Consider the following 14,912-nt stretch of genomic DNA (forward strand, 5'->3'; position numbering starts at 1 on the left):
GCCGCACTGTGAAAGGAGGATCAAGGATGAGCACAGTCAAGGAAACAGTGGAAGTCGAGGTTCCCGTCGGCACCGCCTACAACCAGTGGACGCAGTTCGAGGAGTTCCCGAACTTCATGGAAGGCGTCGAGGAGGTCCGGCAGCTCGACCACAGCCACAACCACTGGACGACCAAGATCGGTGGGGTACGGCGGGAGTTCGACACCGAGATCGTCGACCAGCTCCCTGACGAGCGGATCACCTGGCGCACCATCAGCGGCGACATCCAGCAGAAGGGCACGGTCCGCTTCCAGCGCGTGGACGACACCCACACCCGGGTGGAGCTCGTGATGGACGTCGAACCGAGCGGAGCCGCCGAGAAGGCGGCGGACATGACGGGGACCATCGATCGCCGTATCAAGGGCGACATGCGTCGCTTCAAGGACTACATCGAGCACCGCGGGATCGAGTCCGGAAGCTGGCGCGGCCGCATCACCCCCGGATGAGCCCGACCGCCTCGATGGATCCCGGGAGCCCGACGGGCATCAAGACCCGGGATCATCCGGGGCACGGAGGACCAGGCGGTGGTCACGGGAGCCGGACGGCTCGACTCCGGTGACGCATCGCCCGGCCCTCGGGCACGCTGAACCGCCCGATCGTGCCGGGCGGCAGCGTGACCCTCACCGTCGACCGGACGAGGCTCGGCTAACTCTCCTGCTGACGGCGCACCATCTCGCCGATCCAGATGGGCGCGAAAGGAGAAGTGCAGTTCGGGGGAGTCGGGTAGTCCTTGAGCACTTCCAGGCGCTCGCCGATGTCGACCGCGCGGGCGCGGTACTGGGCGTGCTCGATTCCGATCTGCGCCAGACAGTGGTTCATCGCCCACTGCAGACGAGGCGGGGCGTCCTTCATCTCCGCCTCGATGACATCGAGCAGTCCCGCCAGGTCGAGGCCTTCGGGCTTCTTCGCCACCCGCTCGGTGGTCAGCGCCCAGCCGGCACTGGCGACCACCGGATCCGGATCAGTGAACCAGGCGAGGCGCAGTTCTTCGGCGTGCGGGTTCTTCTTGACCACGTAGTTCACGAGCCAGTCGTGCACCTTGGGGGCACGTGTCTCGCGCACCATGGTGTCCAGGTCGTCCCGCTCGAATGCCTTCGGTCGGCAGATCAACATGGCGAGGAGCCTCGCTGCGGTGTCGCCGGTCTCCCAGAGCTCGCGCGCGAGATCCTGCTGCGTCTTGAGCTGCTTCGCCAGCGCGCGCAGCTTGCCGAGGTTCACCCCGTGATCGTCACCGCGCTTCTCGTTCGCCGCGCGCATCTTCGGGTCCTCGAGCACGGCCAACTCGGCCATGACCTGCACCACTGTCACCTCGGTCACCTCGGCCTCCTCGCTGTCGCGCCTGAAATCTAGCCGACGGCCCCAGCCGTGGCGAAGGGTGCAGGCGCGAGGGGTGCGGTCGACGTCGTACCCGGACCACGCCGGCCCTCCAGCAGCCCTCGATGAGCTCGGGGAAGGTGCTCTCGCCCGCCTGACCGTCGCGCAGGGCAGCCTACGAGCCCCTGGCCGTCGAACGGCTACCTCGACCAGGCCGGCCACCAGCGGCTCGCCCTGAACGTCGAGCGGTGGAGTTGCCGGTCGTGAGGGGCGAGCCCGAGGGCAGCCCCTCCTGCGTGCGCGATGCGGGCCCACAGGCCCGACCGTTGCCGAGCCGGAGCCGACACCGCCCCCGGCGAACCTGCACCGCTCAGAAAGATGGGGCCGGGATTGGTGCGTGATCTTCACCGAGCAGGAGTGTACGTTCGTACGCTCCCGCCGATAGGCTCCGGCGTATGACCGTTGACCTAGTGGATCGGCCCACCCGGCTCGAGCGGCAGGCCCGCGCGGCCGTCGCCATGCTGTTCTTCACGAACGGGGCCCTCTTCGCCAATCTCATTCCGCGATACCCGCAGATCAAGGCCGACCTCGGTATCGGGAACACCGCGTACGGACTGGCCGTGGCGGCCTTCCCGGCGGGTGCCATCGCGGCCGGCCTGGCCGCAGGTGTGCTCATCCGACGGCTGGGATCGGCCCGCGTCGCCGTGGCCGGGACACTGCTGACCGGTGCGGGCGCCCTTGCCGCCGGGCTAGCGGGGTCCATGGCCTTGTTCGCGGGGGCCCTGTTCCTGGCCGGGGCCATGGACGCCATCACCGATGTCGGCCAGAACGCGCACGGCCTGCGGGTGCAGCGCCGCTACGGACGTTCCATCATCAACTCCTTCCACGCCGTCTGGTCCGTCGGCGCCGTCACGGGCGGTTCGATGGCCGCCGGCGCGATCGCGCTCGGCCTCTCGCGCGGGCAGCACCTGCTGATCTCGGCGGTGGTGTTCGGGACCGTTTCTCTGGTGGCGCTGCGCCACTGCCTGCCCGGTCCCGACACCGAACCCGTGGGGGAGGAGGCGGAGGCCCGGGGCGAGAGTCCGCAGCAGCCCGCCCCGGGCGGCCTGCGCGTGGGCTATGTGCTCGCGGCGCTCGTCGTCATCGCGACCGCCGGCACGGTCGTCGAGGACGCCGGCAACTCCTGGGCGACGCTCTACCTCTCCGACTCCCTGCAGGCGTCGGTCACCTTGGCGGCTTCCGGGTTCATCGCCCTGGTCGGAGCCCAGTTCGTCGGCCGTCTCGTCGGCGACCGCCTGGTCGACCGGTTCGGTCAGCGCACGGTGGCGCGTACCGGCGCGCTCGTGACCGCGGCCGGCATGGGGCTGGCACTGGCCGTGCCCACGGTGCCCGGTACGATTCTCGGCTTCGCCGCGGCCGGGTGCGGTGTGGCCACCTTGGTGCCTGCAGCGATGCAGGAGGCAGACGAACTGCCCGGCCTCAAGCCGGGATCGGGGCTCACGATCGTGTCCTGGCTCATGCGCCTGGGCTTCCTGCTCTCCCCGCCCGTGGTCGGCCTCGTCGCGGACGCGACCGGCCTGCGCGTGGGCCTGCTGGTGGTGCCGCTCGCCGGGCTGCTCGTCATCTTCCTCGCTCAGGTACTGCAGAACCGACGTCGGTAACCGGCAGCCCCCTTGTCGGCTCCGAACCCGGGCCGCCCCGCGCCCCAGAATGTACGTTCGTACACTCGGCGGTGTAGGCTCCTGTGCATGCCGACGGACTACTTCGCGCAGGATCCGCGCACGAACCTCGAGCGCATGCAGGCGGGCGACCTCTACATCGCCGACGATCCGGAGATCGCCCGCCGGCAGCAGGAGGCCGTACGACTGGCCGCTCGCTACCAGGACGGCTACGCCGAGGACGCCGACGCGGCCCGGCCGATCCTCGCCGAGTTGCTCGGCGCGCTCGGCGAGGAAGCCCACGTGCGACCGCCCCTGTACGTCGACTACGGCAGCAACATCACCATCGGCGCACGCACCTTCGTCAACTACAACCTCACCGCACTGGACGTCGCGGCCATCACCATCGGTGCGGACTGCCAGATCGGCCCCAACGTCCAACTGCTCACCCCCACGCACCCGTTGGAGCCGCAGCCCCGCCGCGACAAGCTGGAAGCCGCCAAACCGATCACCATCGGCGACAACGTCTGGCTCGGCGGTGGCGCGATCGTCCTGCCCGGCGTCACCATCGGGGACAATTCCGTCATCGGCGCAGGCGCAGTGGTCACCAGGGACATCCCCGCGAACGTCGTCGCCGTCGGCAACCCTGCTCGCGTGGTGCGGAACCTGTAAGTCTGTCGTCATGGCCACCGGACACACGGACCCCCAGCGCCGCGAACGCATCATCGCCGCCACTCTCGACCTCATCGCCGAAGAGGGCATCGCACGCGTTTCCCACCGGAAGATCGCCGTGCGCGCCGGCGTCCCGCTGGGATCGATGACCTATCACTTCAGCGGCATGGACGATCTGTTGCGCGAAGCGTTCAGCCACTTCACGGACCACATCGTCGCCGTCTTCGACGCCCACCTGTCCGCCCCGGCGGACCCCGACCAGGCCCGGCAGGCAGTGGCCGACCTCGTGCACCTGCTGTCCGAGGGAAGCGGACGCGACCTCGTGCTCACCCAGGAGCTCTACACCCTCGCCGCCCGCCAGCCCGCCTACCGGGAACTCACCCACGAATGGATGCGCCGCAGCCGCGTGCACCTCGAAAAGCACTTCGACTCGGACACCGCCCGCCAACTCGACGCCCTCATCGAGGGCCTGACGCTCCATCGCGCCCTGTCCCGTCAGCCCCACGACCGTGCCCTCACGGTCGAGGCGATCGCCCGCATCACCGCAACCGGCACGCGCGCCCCCTGACCCGAGTCCGACGGCCGACTCGCGGCCGTCGTATCGGCGAGGCGACCGCACTGTTGCTCACCGAGCGAGGCGCGCGGCTCGTCCTGGCGGCACGTCGAACCGAGCGCCTCGCGGACGTGGTGTGAAGGCCCGCGCCGGGAAGCCGGTGATTGCTTCCGGGTGACCCGTGTCGCCCGGCGTGACCGCGACCGATTGCACAGCCTCGACCGGTCCGGCCCGGGGAACCGGACAGGATCACCCCATGGATGTAGCGACAGAACGATTCGCCAGGTGAACGGCACGATACTCCATCGGCAGCGTGGGGCGGCACGGCGATCCTGATGCAGGTATCCAACTGATCGGCAGGCACCGGGCCTTGGGCCCTTCAGCCCTGCCCTGGCCAAGGAGTCCTTCTTGCGCATTCGTCGTATGGTGACCGGCGTCCTCGGTTCCGCTGCCCTCGTCCTCACGTCCCTGGGCGCGGTGACCGCCCACGCGACCTCTGCGGCAGCCGACCCGTGCGGCTTCTACGAGACCGGTTCCGACGCCTTCTACAACCACTGCACGTCCGACGGCTCGCGGGTGGTCATCAAGGTCGAGGTCGCCCTCGCGGCCGACTACGAGCGGTGCGTCGGCCCGGGCAAGTCCTGGCTCGGTTCCGCCGACAAGATTCAGGGCGCCCACTACGTCGGCCGCACCTGCTGACGCATAACCACCCCGCTGTGCATCATCGGGCAGTTCGCGAACGGGCCGGCCGGCTTGGGACCGGCCGGCCCGTTCGCGAAGCCCGACCCACCTGGTGTCCTGCCGGATGCCTGCCGACGCCGGACTCGGCGCTAGGGCAGACGGAGGCTGGTGAGTGGGATGTTCCAGTCGTTGCTCTCGACGGTGCCATGGTCGTCATGAGCCGGGGCCGGGGCGGCGAACAGCATCAGCCCGGCGAAGACGGTGGCCAGTACGGCGACGACGCGACGCTTCACAAGTCCTCCTCGACGGCGACAGCACCGACCACCTTGCTCCGGGCGGGTAGCCCTGGCCCCCGACGGCACGCCGCTCATCCTGCGGATTCAGCCACTTGGTGGCGGACTGCCAGTTTTCGGAAAGAGCGATCTCTACGGGAGTGTTGCAAGTGACCGTGAACCAAGAGGCCGTGCCATCGCCGCAGGCGGATCCCGGAGGACCGCCTGCCGTGGCGTGGGTGCCCCGAGAAGAGTGGATCAAGACCCAGCCTCAGGCACTCATCGCCTCATGCGTCATGCTCCTCGACAGCCAGGGGCGGATCCTGCTCGTGCGCTACGCCGCCGGTCAACCGAATGCCGGGGACTGGTGGCTGCCGGGCGGAATGCTCGATCACGGAGAAGACCCGTGCGCGGCGGCGCGGCGGGAAACCTACGAGGAGACCGGAGTCGAACTCGGGTCCCCTCTGAGGCTGATCGGCCTCGACCACCGCGTGGACGTCTGCGGCACCGGGCCGGTGCTCGACTGTTTCTTCGACGGCGGAACGCTCGCAGAGGGGACCCCGATCCGTCTCAGTCCCGAGCACGATCAGTACGCCTTCGTCAGCCTGGAAGAACTCCAGGACGTGCAAACCGCCGCGGACGTACGCACCTTGACAGCGCTGCACGCTGCGGTCACCTCCGGGACAGCGGTCTGCATGAGCGAAGGTGAGCCGGTTTAGGCCGGTTCAGTGACCCGAGCGGGTGAGCGTCAGATGCGTGACTCCGCTGGGCGAGGTGGTGGCCTCGACGTCGTAGTCCTTCTCGAGGTCCTCCAGTCCGTCCCACAGGCGTACGCCTCGGCCGAGCACGATCGGGACCACCGTGGTGTGCATGTGGTCGATGAGTCCGGCGGCAAGGAAGTCGCGGATCACGGTGGGCCCGCCGCCGATGCGCACGTCCTGGCCGCCCGCGGCCTCACGGGCCGTCTCGAGCGCCTTGGCGGGCGAGGTGTTGATGAAGTGGAACGTCGTGCCGCCCTCCATCTCGATCGACGGGCGGGTGTGATGGGTGAGGATGAAGGTCGGTGTGTGGAAGGGCGGGTTGGGTCCCCACCACCCCTTCCACTCCTGGTCCTCATGCCATCCGGGGTAGCCGTACTTCCCGGCGCCCATGATCTCGGCCCCGATCCCCGGCGTGAACTGCCGCACGAACGCGTCGTCGAGGCCGCTGGTACCGCCGGGCTCGCCGACCCTCTCGTGCCACCACCGGGTGGCGAACATCCACTCGTGCAGCCTCTCGCCGGCGTGCCCGAACGGCGCGTCACGGCTCAGACCCTCGCCGGTGGCGAAGCCGTCGAGCGAAATGGAGAAGTTGTGGACGCGGGCGCGTGACATGGCTGGCGACTCCCTTGCGCGATGGAGGGGCGACCGGATCGGCAACCGGGCCGGGTTACTCCCAGTTGCCGGTCAGCCACCACCTGGGGCCGCTGGAAGCCGCCACCGAGGTCGGTCGTAGGTGCGCCTCGGCCGCGCCTTCGCCGCGGGACGCTTTCATCGTGGCACGGACTCGTCGAGGGCGGCCATCGGATCGAGCACCTCGCCACCCTTCGTTCGCGGTGCCGGCTCGGCCGGTGGCGCCGGACGGTGCCACCGGCCGATGACCGTCTGGTCGTGGTGACGAACACGGTGCTGCTCCGGATGCGCGCCCGTGCCGCGATGAGTTCCGTCCGGGTTGCGAGTCTGTTCTGGTGACCGTCGAAGCACGGCGTACGACGCTGCCCGGCACGAAACGCCACGGAGGACACCATGACGACCACGCCGCACGACCCGACCACCGAGCCGGCGGGCCGCCCGCCCGTCGTCGACCTGGCCACCTGGCAGGCGGCCCGTGACGAGCTCCTGGTTCGCGAGAAGGCCCACACGCGCGAGGGCGACGCCATCGCCGCGGCCCGCCGCCGGTTGCCGATGGTGGAGTTCGACGGGACGGTCGAGGTCGTCGGACCCGATGGCCCGGTCCCGTTCCTGGACCTGTTCCAGGGCCGCGACGAGCTCATGGTCTACAAGCACATGTGGTACGACGGCGCGCCGCACCAGGGGCAGTGCGAGGGCTGCACCACCACGGCCTGGCACATGAAGGACGCCGTCTACCTCAACGCCCGCGGCGTCTCCTTCGCCATCGTGACCACGGGCGAGTGGGACGAGGTGGCTTCGTTCGTGGACTTCATGGGCTACACCCAGCCCTGGTACTCGGTGCGCGACGTCGACGCGCCGGTCGGCGGGGACATGGGCTACCTCACCTGCTACCTGCGCGCGGGCGACCGTGTCTTCCTGACCTACTCGACGACCGGGCGCGGCAATGAGCCGGTCAACGGTTCCCTCGGCCTGCTCGACATGACGCCCTACGGCCGCCGCGAGGGCTGGGAGGACAACCCGGAGGGCTGGCCCGAGGCGCCCGAGGCCGGTGCGCCGGTCGGCGGGCACGGCTCGCCGATCTGCTGGTACTGGCGCACGGACGCCGACGGCGTCGCCACGTGGGGCCCGACCGGCCGCCCCGTACCGCAGTGGACCCGCCCCGGTGCGACTCCCGTGGAGACCCTTGGCCGACACGGTCAGTGCCACTGACGAGTCTCGGCGGAGGCAGCAGCGGAAGCAGCACATGTGAGCACCGCGTTCCGGACTCGCGCGTCCGGCCGGCGGCTCACGACCGGCGACGGGCGCCCGGTCCCAGGCGGGCCGTGACGTCCCACGGCTTGAGGGCGGAGTGGTCCGCGGAGCACTCGACGACGACCCGGACCGGAGCGTCACAGCCGGTGTGCCGGATGTCCAGCAGGGTGTCCTCGGGGTCGAGGATGTACGTCTCGCCCCACTGGCCCAGTGCCATCAGCGCGGGCCACAGGTCCCAGCCCTTGCGGGTCAGGCGGTACTCGTTGCGGGCGCGGCTGCCGGGCTCCTGGTAGGGGACGGTTTTCAGGATGCCGGCCGAGGTCAGCTTGCGCAGGCGATCGCTGAGGACGGCCTCCGACAGGCCGATGTGCCGGTGGAAGTCGTCGAAGCGGCGGACTCCGTTGACGGCGTCGCGCAGGATCAGCATCGTCCATTTCTCCCCGACCACGTCGAGCGTGCGCTGGACGGGGCAGTTCTCCGTGCTCGCCTCAAGCCACTCCATACCCACCATCGTACGGGCCTGGCTTCGTCATTGACAGTCAGGTGAAAGCCGAGCTAGCTTCAATTGAAGAAGTCAGATGGGAAGGCATTGGACCGTGGGACGAACACGTACGTATCACTGGGACGATCCCGTCCCCTTGGCGGAAGCCGCCGGACGCATGGCAGGCATCGACTTCCTGCGTGAACTGACGGCCGGGCGGCTGCCGGGACCGCCTGTCAGTCACACCCTCGACTTCACCCTGACCGAGGTGGAACCGGGTAGAGCGGTGTTCTCCCTGACGCCGGGCGAGGAGCACTACAACCCGATCGGCAGCGTGCACGGTGGCGTCTTCGCCACACTGCTCGACTCGGCTGCGGGGTGCGCCGTCCAGTCCACCCTTCCGCAGGGCATGGCGTACACCTCGCTCGACCTGACCGTGAAGTTCCTGCGGCGGATCACCGTGGACACCGGGACGGTGCGCGCCATAGGTACGGTTGTCAACCAGGGGCGTCAAACCGCCCTGGCGCAGGCGCAGTTGGTCGACGCGAAGGATCGTCTGCTCGCGCATGCCACCAGTAGCTGCATGCTGTTCCCGGTGCCGCCCGCTCAACGGTGAGCGGCACCGGTGCCTTTCGTCGTCCGCCCCGGGACTCAGCCGTTCACGGGGTGTGACCGGAGCGGCGGAGCACAGGCCGCAGGGCTTCGATGACGCTCGCGTCGTCCACCGTGGAGGGGATGGGTTCGTCGTGGCCGTCGGCGATGCCCCGCATCGTCTTGCGCAGGATCTTGCCCGAACGGGTCTTGGGCAGAGCGGCCACGACCGTGACGTCCTTGAGGGAGGCGACGGCGCCGATGCGGTCGCGTACGAGCTGGACGAGCTCGGCCTCGACCTCGGTCGCGTCGCGGGCGGTGCCGGCCTTCAGGACGACGAAGCCGCGCGGCACCTGTCCCTTGAGGGCGTCGGCGACGCCGATGACGGCGCATTCGGCGACGTCGGGATGGGCCGCAAGGGCCTCTTCCATGCTTCCGGTCGACAGCCGGTGTCCGGCGACGTTGATGACGTCGTCGGTACGGCCCATGACGAACACGTAGCCGTCCTCGTCGATGTGCCCGCTGTCGCCGGTGAGGTAGTAGCCGTCGAAGGCGGAGAGGTACGAGGCGATGTAGCGCTCGTCGTCGTTCCAGAGCGTGGGCAGTGCGCCGGGCGGTAGTGGGAGCCTCACGACGATCGCGCCGTCGACGCCCGGGGGTACGGGCTCGCCCGAGGGGTCGAGGATGCGGACGTCCCAGCCGGGCAGCGCGCGGGTGGGGGAGCCCGGCTTGAGCGGGGCGGCCTCGATGCCGACAGGGTTGGCGACGATGGGCCAGCCGGTCTCGGTCTGCCACCAGTGGTCGATCACCGGGATGCCCAGGAGGGCGCTCGCCCAGTGGTAGGTCTCGGGGTCGAGCCGTTCGCCGGCGAGGAAGAGATAGCGCAGGTGGGAGAGGTCGTAGTCGGCCGTGAACGCTCCCTTCGGGTCCTCCTTGCGGATGGCCCGGAAGGCGGTGGGCGCGGTGAACATGGTCTTGACCCGGTACTCGGCGGCGACGCGCCAGAACTGGCCCGCGTCCGGGGTGCCGACCGGCTTGCCCTCGTACAGGACTGTCGTCGCGCCGACCAGCAGGGGCGCGTAGACGATGTACGAGTGCCCGACGACCCAGCCGACGTCGGAGCCGGTGAACATCGTCTCGCCCGGACCCACGTCGTACACGGCGCCCATCGACCAGTGGAGAGCGACCGCATAGCCACCGCTGTCGCGCACAACTCCCTTGGGTTTTCCGGTCGTTCCGGACGTGTAGAGGATGTACAGGGGATCGGTGGCGGCGACGGGAACGCAGTCGGCCGGCGGAGCGGAGGCGACCACCTCGGCCCAGTCGAGATCGTCCGGCCCCAACTCGGCGCGCTCCTGCGGGCGTTGCAGGATGACGCTCTTGTGCGGCTTGTGGGTGGCGAGTTCGATCGCCCGGTCGAGCAGCGGCTTGTACGCGATGACCCGCTTGCCCTCGATGCCGCAGGAGGCGGAGACCACGACCTTGGGCGCGGCGTCGTCGATGCGCAGGGCGAGCTCGTGCGGGGCGAACCCGCCGAAGACGACCGAGTGGACCGCGCCGATGCGCGCACAGGCCAGCATCGCGACGGCGGCCTCGGGGATCATCGGCATGTAGATCACCACTCGGTCGCCGTGCCCCACGCCGAGCCCCGCCAGAGCTCCGGCGAAGGCCGCCACCTCGTCCCTCAGCTGTGCGTAGGTGTACGTGCGCCGGGTGCCGGTGACGGGGGAGTCGTAGACGAGCGCGGGCTGGTCGCCGCGGCCGGCTTCGACGTGCCGGTCGAGTGCGTTGAAACAGACGTTGAGCCGCCCGTCGGGGAACCAGCGGTAGAAGGGCGCGCCCGAGGAGTCCAGGGCGCGTTGCGGAGCGACGTCCCAGTCGATGCCCTCCGCCGCCGTCAGCCAGAAGCGCTCCGGGTCCTGGGTGCTGGCGCGGAAGACGTCCTCGTACTTTGCCATCACGTACTCCTCTGTCCCGTCGGTGCCTGACTGCGGTGGCGTGGAAGGGGGCGTGGGACACGAACACCGTATGCCGCCCGACCGGCAAGATCGAGTGGGACGCGACGGACCCGGAAGTGAGCTCAGCCCCGGCGAACCCGCAGCCCCTCCGTCAGCAGGCCGAGCCCGAACTCGAAGTGGGGTGCGAAGTCGGGGCTGGTGAGCGTGGGCAGTGTGGCGGTGAGGTGTGGATACGAGCCTGCTGTCACCGCGGCGTGCAGGACTTCCGGAGCTGCCGGAGGCCCGCTCTCCGGCTGGAGGGCCGCCTGTTCCTCCAAGGTGTGTCCCACGGTGAAGTTGACCACCGCGAACAGTGCCCGTGCGGCCTCTTCGTCGGCGAACCCCGCCTCGCGCAGAACTCCGACGAGGCGGTCGGCGAAGCGCAGGGTGTTCGGCCCCGTGGAGTGGGTGCCGGCGAAGACGCGCGCGCCGTCGCGATGGGCGAGCAGTGCCGCGCGCATCGCGTGGGCGAGGGCGGCCAGTTGCTCGCTCCAGTCGCCGCCGGTCGCCTCGCCGCCTGATTCCGCCAAGCCCTCGAGCATTCTCTCGGCCATCGCCGTCAGCAGGTCCTGCTTGGTCGCGAAGTAGCGGTACAGCGCACCGGCCTGGACGCCCATCGCATCGGCGAGCCGACGCATGGTCAGTGCTTCGAGGCCGGATCGATCCAGCAGGTCGAGGGCCGTTTCGACGGTGCGCACAGGGTCGAGTCGCGCGGGCCGGCCTCGGGCGGGGGTTGACGTGTGACGCATGCCGCTCACTATAGTGAACAGCGTTCACGTGAACGCTGTTCACTAAATGAGGGGCGCAACTCTGATGGACATCGATGTGATCGTCGTGGGCGCCGGCCCGACCGGGCTCATGCTTGCCAGCGAGCTGGCACTGGCAGGCGTGCGCACCCGGATCCTGGAGCGCCGCACCGAACCGCAGCGCGACTCGCGGGCGCTGAGCCTGCATCCACGCAGCGTGGAACTGATGGACCAGCGGGGGTTGCTCGACCGGTTCCTGCGCCTCGGCCGGACCGTGCCGGGCTGGCACTTCGCCGGGCTGCCCACACACCTGGACTTCAGCCGCCTGGACTCCCGGCACGGCTACACACTCTTCCTGGCCCAGGCACGTACCGAGGCCCTCCTCCAGGAGCGGGCGCGCGAGCTGGGTGTGGAGATCGACCGGGGGTACGAGACCGTCGGCGTACGTCAGGACGGTGCCGGGGTCGCGGTGGAGGTGCGCGGCCCCGGCCACCGTACCGAGACACTGCGTGCGCGATACGCGGTGGGCTGCGACGGCGGGCGCAGCGTCGTACGACAAGCCGCGGGGATCGACTTCCCGGGCACGGACGAGACCCTGACCGGAGTGCTCGGGGACTTCGCCGTCATGGACCCGCAGCCCGGCGCGCTCGACGAGGCGCGGGCCCGTGGACTGATCATCGCGCCGCTCGAAGAAGGGCTGACCCGGATCGTCTACCTGGACCCCGAGCGGATGCGGGTGCCGTCGCTGGAACCGGTGACCCTTGAGGAGTTCCGTACGTCCCTGACCCGCATCGTCGGCTCCGACTGCGGCATCGCCGAGCCCCGCTGGCTGTCGCGCTTCGGCAACGCGACCCGGCTCGCGGCGAGCTACCGCTCCGGACGCGTCCTGCTGGCGGGCGACGCCGCTCACATCCACTTCCCGGCGGCCGGGCAAGGGCTCAACACCGGGCTCCAGGACGCCATGAACCTGGGCTGGAAGCTGGCGGCGGTCGTCAACGACTGGGCGCCGCCCGGGCTGCTCGACAGCTACGACGCGGAGCGCCGGCCGGTCGGGCAGGCGGTCACGGAGAACACCGAGGTCCAGACCCTGCTCGTGGAACTGGCGCTCGTCCCGCGGTACGAGCGCCCGGGCGCCGCGCTGCGCGGGCTGCTCGACCAGCTGCTGGGCATGCCCGAGGTCAACCGGCGGCTCGCCGACCGGATTTCGGCGCTCGGCACCGCCTATCCGCCGACGGCCCCGGACGCCGATCCGTTGGTGGGCCGGCGGATGCCCGACATCGGACTCAAGGCCGTGGATTCGGCGGCGACACGGGTGTACGAGCTGCTCCACCAGGGCCGCTTCGTTCTGCTCGCGCCGGCTGGAGACCAGGGCACGGAGGAGGTCCTCGACTCCGGGTACGGAGACCGGGTCGCGGCCGTGAGTGTCGACACGTACGACGAGCACGCGGAACTGGACGGGGTGCGCGAAGTCCTCGTACGCCCCGACGGTCACGTGGCCTGGGCCACCCGGACCGGCGATGCCGACGGACGTGGTGATCAGCGGGCCCGCGCGTTGACTGCCTGGGCCGGTACGCCCGCTTGATGCGCTGCCTGTGGTGGGAGGGCCCGGTTGCCGCCTTTCATCAGTCGAGCAGGACGCCGGGGTTGAGGATGTGGTGGGGGTCCAAGGCGTCCTTGGTGGCCCGCAGGGCCAGTGCGAAGGGCTCCGGGCGTTGGAGGTCGTAGCCGGGGCGGTGGTCGCGGCCGACGGCGTGGTGGTGGGTGGCCGTGGCACGGTGGCGGTGCAGGAGATCGGTCACGACGGCCTTGATGTCGTCCCACACCTCGACCTCGTCCCCGGGACGGCCGGCGACGGCCACGGTGAAGTACGGAGCCGCGCCGTCGGGGTAGACGTGGGTCAGGCGGCAGTTGATGGCGGCCTCGTGGCCGGTGGCCTTCAGCGCGGCGGCGCCGACTTCGGTGCGGACGGCCTCGATCAGGGCGGGGATCCTGTCCCACGTGGTGGCGGTCTCGAAAGTCTCGACCACGGCGCCCATGCGGGCGAGGCCGTCGCGCAGATAGGGCATGCGCAGGAACGCCGAGCGCCAGGCGTTCACCGCCCCGTCGGCCGGCGCGTCGCCGTGAGCCGTCGGTGCCTCGCCACGGCCGCCGTGGGCGCGAGCCAGGTCCAGGGCGGTCGCGAGGCGATCGTCGACCTGGGCGGTGGCGGACTCGAAGCCAAGGACCAGGACGGCGGAACCGTCGTGCGAGGCGCCGGACAGGGCGGCCTCGCCGGGGTCGAGCAGGCGACAGTTGGCCGGGAAGAGGTCGGACTGGGCGATCGCGCGCACCGCGTCCAGCGCGCGGTGGAAGTCGGCGAAGGCCACCGACGCCGAGGCCTTGAACCGGGGGCGCTCCTGCAGTCGCATCCACGCCTCGGTTATGACGCCGAGCGTGCCTTCGGATCCCAGGAACAGCCGGTCGGGCGACGGTCCGGCGCCGGACGCGGGGAGCCGCCAGGACGTGCCCGCTCCCGCGGGCGTGATCACGCGCAGGGACTGCACGAAGTCGTCGATGTGCGTGTGAAGGGTGGCGTAGTGGCCCCCGGCCCGGGTGGCCAGCCAGCCGCCGAGGGTGGAGAACTCGAAGCTCTGCGGGAAGTGGCGCAGCGTGAGGTTGTGGGGCCGCAGCTGTGCCTCCAGGGCGGGACCGAGGGCCCCTGCCTGGATGCGGGCGGCGCGACTGGTGGTGTCGATCTCCAGGACCCGGTTCATCGAGGTCAGGTCGAGCGACAGCACAGCTTGGTGCGCGTCCCCGCGGTACTCCACGCCGCCGACCACCGAGGAGCCGCCCCCGAAGGGGATGACGGCCACGCCGTGCTCGCCGGCCCACTCCAGCAGGTCAGCCACCTCCTGGTCGGCGGTCGGGCGGGCCACAAGGTCGGGAATCCGGCGGGGCCGGCCGCGCAGGGCCCGGATGACGTCGCGGTAGGCCTTGCCCATGGCGTGGGCGGCGCGTGCCTCGGGGTCGTCGGTGATCAGGTGGGCCAGGGCCGGCGGCGGCTTGACGCCGGGGCGGCCGATGGCCAGGTCGGCGACCCGGGGTATCGGCAGCGGGCGGGTGAGGGTGCCCGGCAGCAGGGAGCCCAGGGCAGCGCATTCGGCGTCGTCGGGGTGGGCGTCGGTGTAGCCCCAGCCCCACCAGGAGCGGGTGCGCGAGGCGCCGGGGGCCATCGGGTCGATCACGGACTCGGGCATGACGCGCTCCCCGCAGTTTGAATTTACCCT

The 14,912-nt window shown here is 70.3% G+C and carries 16 protein-coding genes; 9 read left to right on the plus strand and 7 right to left on the minus strand.

What is annotated here, in order from left to right:
• Nucleotides 1–26 precede the first annotated feature (26 nt).
• Nucleotides 27–485 (plus strand): SRPBCC family protein, encoded by a 459-nt coding sequence (locus ACFY5C_RS32455; protein ID WP_389451001.1) that lies wholly within the window; start codon nucleotides 27–29, stop codon nucleotides 483–485.
• A 199-nt stretch (nucleotides 486–684) separates the two neighbouring features.
• On the opposite strand, the gene ACFY5C_RS32460 is transcribed toward ACFY5C_RS32455, so the two are convergent.
• The gene (locus tag ACFY5C_RS32460) at nucleotides 685–1,329 is read right to left on the minus strand and encodes a DNA alkylation repair protein (protein WP_389451202.1); all 645 of its coding nucleotides are present in this window, start codon (nucleotides 1,327–1,329) and stop codon (nucleotides 685–687) included.
• A gap of 479 nt (nucleotides 1,330–1,808) precedes the next feature.
• Between ACFY5C_RS32460 and ACFY5C_RS32465 the strand changes: the two genes are divergently transcribed.
• From ACFY5C_RS32465 to ACFY5C_RS32480, 4 genes are all read left to right on the plus strand, one after another.
• Nucleotides 1,809–3,014, plus strand: a complete 1,206-nt coding sequence (locus ACFY5C_RS32465) for an MFS transporter (RefSeq protein WP_389451003.1) — start codon at nucleotides 1,809–1,811, stop codon at nucleotides 3,012–3,014.
• A gap of 87 nt (nucleotides 3,015–3,101) precedes the next feature.
• Complete coding sequence (locus tag ACFY5C_RS32470; protein WP_389451006.1) at nucleotides 3,102–3,683, plus strand: sugar O-acetyltransferase; 582 nt, start codon at nucleotides 3,102–3,104, stop codon at nucleotides 3,681–3,683.
• A gap of 10 nt (nucleotides 3,684–3,693) precedes the next feature.
• Nucleotides 3,694–4,251 (plus strand): TetR/AcrR family transcriptional regulator, encoded by a 558-nt coding sequence (locus ACFY5C_RS32475; RefSeq protein WP_389451009.1) that lies wholly within the window; start codon nucleotides 3,694–3,696, stop codon nucleotides 4,249–4,251.
• Nucleotides 4,252–4,662: 411 nt separating this feature from the next.
• The gene (locus ACFY5C_RS32480) at nucleotides 4,663–4,935 is read left to right on the plus strand and encodes a DUF6355 family natural product biosynthesis protein (RefSeq protein WP_389451205.1); all 273 of its coding nucleotides are present in this window, start codon (nucleotides 4,663–4,665) and stop codon (nucleotides 4,933–4,935) included.
• A 131-nt stretch (nucleotides 4,936–5,066) separates the two neighbouring features.
• Here ACFY5C_RS32480 and ACFY5C_RS32485 read toward each other — a convergent pair whose 3' ends face one another.
• Nucleotides 5,067–5,210, minus strand: coding sequence for a hypothetical protein (locus ACFY5C_RS32485; RefSeq protein WP_389451011.1), 144 nt, complete (start codon nucleotides 5,208–5,210; stop codon nucleotides 5,067–5,069).
• A 275-nt stretch (nucleotides 5,211–5,485) separates the two neighbouring features.
• Here ACFY5C_RS32485 and ACFY5C_RS32490 point away from each other — a divergent pair, with 275 nt between their 5' ends.
• Nucleotides 5,486–5,908: an NUDIX hydrolase gene (locus ACFY5C_RS32490; protein WP_389451014.1), complete on the plus strand. Its 423-nt coding sequence runs from the start codon at nucleotides 5,486–5,488 to the stop codon at nucleotides 5,906–5,908.
• Between the two features lie 6 nt (nucleotides 5,909–5,914).
• Here ACFY5C_RS32490 and ACFY5C_RS32495 read toward each other — a convergent pair whose 3' ends face one another.
• On the minus strand, nucleotides 5,915–6,562 hold the full coding sequence (locus tag ACFY5C_RS32495) for a dihydrofolate reductase family protein (RefSeq protein ID WP_389451017.1): 648 nt from the start codon (nucleotides 6,560–6,562) through the stop codon (nucleotides 5,915–5,917).
• A gap of 411 nt (nucleotides 6,563–6,973) precedes the next feature.
• On the opposite strand from ACFY5C_RS32495, the gene ACFY5C_RS32500 reads away from it, so the two are divergent.
• Nucleotides 6,974–7,789, plus strand: coding sequence for a DUF899 family protein (locus ACFY5C_RS32500; protein WP_389451020.1), 816 nt, complete (start codon nucleotides 6,974–6,976; stop codon nucleotides 7,787–7,789).
• Nucleotides 7,790–7,865: 76 nt separating this feature from the next.
• Here the strand turns inward: ACFY5C_RS32500 and ACFY5C_RS32505 are convergent, their stop codons facing one another.
• Complete coding sequence (locus tag ACFY5C_RS32505; RefSeq protein WP_389451023.1) at nucleotides 7,866–8,333, minus strand: winged helix-turn-helix transcriptional regulator; 468 nt, start codon at nucleotides 8,331–8,333, stop codon at nucleotides 7,866–7,868.
• Between the two features lie 94 nt (nucleotides 8,334–8,427).
• Between ACFY5C_RS32505 and ACFY5C_RS32510 the strand changes: the two genes are divergently transcribed.
• Nucleotides 8,428–8,928: a PaaI family thioesterase gene (locus ACFY5C_RS32510; RefSeq protein ID WP_389451026.1), complete on the plus strand. Its 501-nt coding sequence runs from the start codon at nucleotides 8,428–8,430 to the stop codon at nucleotides 8,926–8,928.
• 43 nt (nucleotides 8,929–8,971) lie between these two features.
• On the opposite strand, the gene ACFY5C_RS32515 is transcribed toward ACFY5C_RS32510, so the two are convergent.
• Entirely contained in the window at nucleotides 8,972–10,861 is a 1,890-nt protein-coding gene (locus ACFY5C_RS32515; RefSeq protein ID WP_389451029.1) for a propionyl-CoA synthetase, read from the minus strand.
• Nucleotides 10,862–10,983: 122 nt separating this feature from the next.
• Nucleotides 10,984–11,649 (minus strand): TetR/AcrR family transcriptional regulator, encoded by a 666-nt coding sequence (locus tag ACFY5C_RS32520; RefSeq protein WP_389451032.1) that lies wholly within the window; start codon nucleotides 11,647–11,649, stop codon nucleotides 10,984–10,986.
• A gap of 64 nt (nucleotides 11,650–11,713) precedes the next feature.
• Here ACFY5C_RS32520 and ACFY5C_RS32525 point away from each other — a divergent pair, with 64 nt between their 5' ends.
• Nucleotides 11,714–13,228: a monooxygenase gene (locus ACFY5C_RS32525; protein ID WP_389451035.1), complete on the plus strand. Its 1,515-nt coding sequence runs from the start codon at nucleotides 11,714–11,716 to the stop codon at nucleotides 13,226–13,228.
• 40 nt (nucleotides 13,229–13,268) lie between these two features.
• Here ACFY5C_RS32525 and ACFY5C_RS32530 read toward each other — a convergent pair whose 3' ends face one another.
• Complete coding sequence (locus tag ACFY5C_RS32530) at nucleotides 13,269–14,882, minus strand: FAD-binding oxidoreductase (RefSeq protein ID WP_389451038.1); 1,614 nt, start codon at nucleotides 14,880–14,882, stop codon at nucleotides 13,269–13,271.
• Nucleotides 14,883–14,912: the final 30 nt, after the last annotated feature.

Origin of the sequence: Streptomyces sp. NPDC012935 (assembly GCF_042900345.1) — a bacterium.
In the GTDB taxonomy this organism is placed as follows: domain Bacteria; phylum Actinomycetota; class Actinomycetes; order Streptomycetales; family Streptomycetaceae; genus Streptomyces.

Coding starts and splice junctions, on each gene's coding strand:
- ACFY5C_RS32455 (WP_389451001.1), top strand. CDS start 27: ATGAGCACAGTCAAGGAAACAGTGGAAGTCGAGGTTCCCGTCGGCACC.
- ACFY5C_RS32460 (WP_389451202.1), bottom strand. CDS start 1,329: ATGGCCGAGTTGGCCGTGCTCGAGGACCCGAAGATGCGCGCGGCGAAC.
- ACFY5C_RS32465 (WP_389451003.1), top strand. CDS start 1,809: ATGACCGTTGACCTAGTGGATCGGCCCACCCGGCTCGAGCGGCAGGCC.
- ACFY5C_RS32470 (WP_389451006.1), top strand. CDS start 3,102: ATGCCGACGGACTACTTCGCGCAGGATCCGCGCACGAACCTCGAGCGC.
- ACFY5C_RS32475 (WP_389451009.1), top strand. CDS start 3,694: ATGGCCACCGGACACACGGACCCCCAGCGCCGCGAACGCATCATCGCC.
- ACFY5C_RS32490 (WP_389451014.1), top strand. CDS start 5,486: ATGCTCCTCGACAGCCAGGGGCGGATCCTGCTCGTGCGCTACGCCGCC.
- ACFY5C_RS32495 (WP_389451017.1), bottom strand. CDS start 6,562: ATGTCACGCGCCCGCGTCCACAACTTCTCCATTTCGCTCGACGGCTTC.
- ACFY5C_RS32500 (WP_389451020.1), top strand. CDS start 6,974: ATGACGACCACGCCGCACGACCCGACCACCGAGCCGGCGGGCCGCCCG.
- ACFY5C_RS32505 (WP_389451023.1), bottom strand. CDS start 8,333: ATGGAGTGGCTTGAGGCGAGCACGGAGAACTGCCCCGTCCAGCGCACG.
- ACFY5C_RS32515 (WP_389451029.1), bottom strand. CDS start 10,861: ATGGCAAAGTACGAGGACGTCTTCCGCGCCAGCACCCAGGACCCGGAG.
- ACFY5C_RS32520 (WP_389451032.1), bottom strand. CDS start 11,649: ATGCGTCACACGTCAACCCCCGCCCGAGGCCGGCCCGCGCGACTCGAC.
- ACFY5C_RS32525 (WP_389451035.1), top strand. CDS start 11,714: ATGGACATCGATGTGATCGTCGTGGGCGCCGGCCCGACCGGGCTCATG.
- ACFY5C_RS32530 (WP_389451038.1), bottom strand. CDS start 14,882: ATGCCCGAGTCCGTGATCGACCCGATGGCCCCCGGCGCCTCGCGCACC.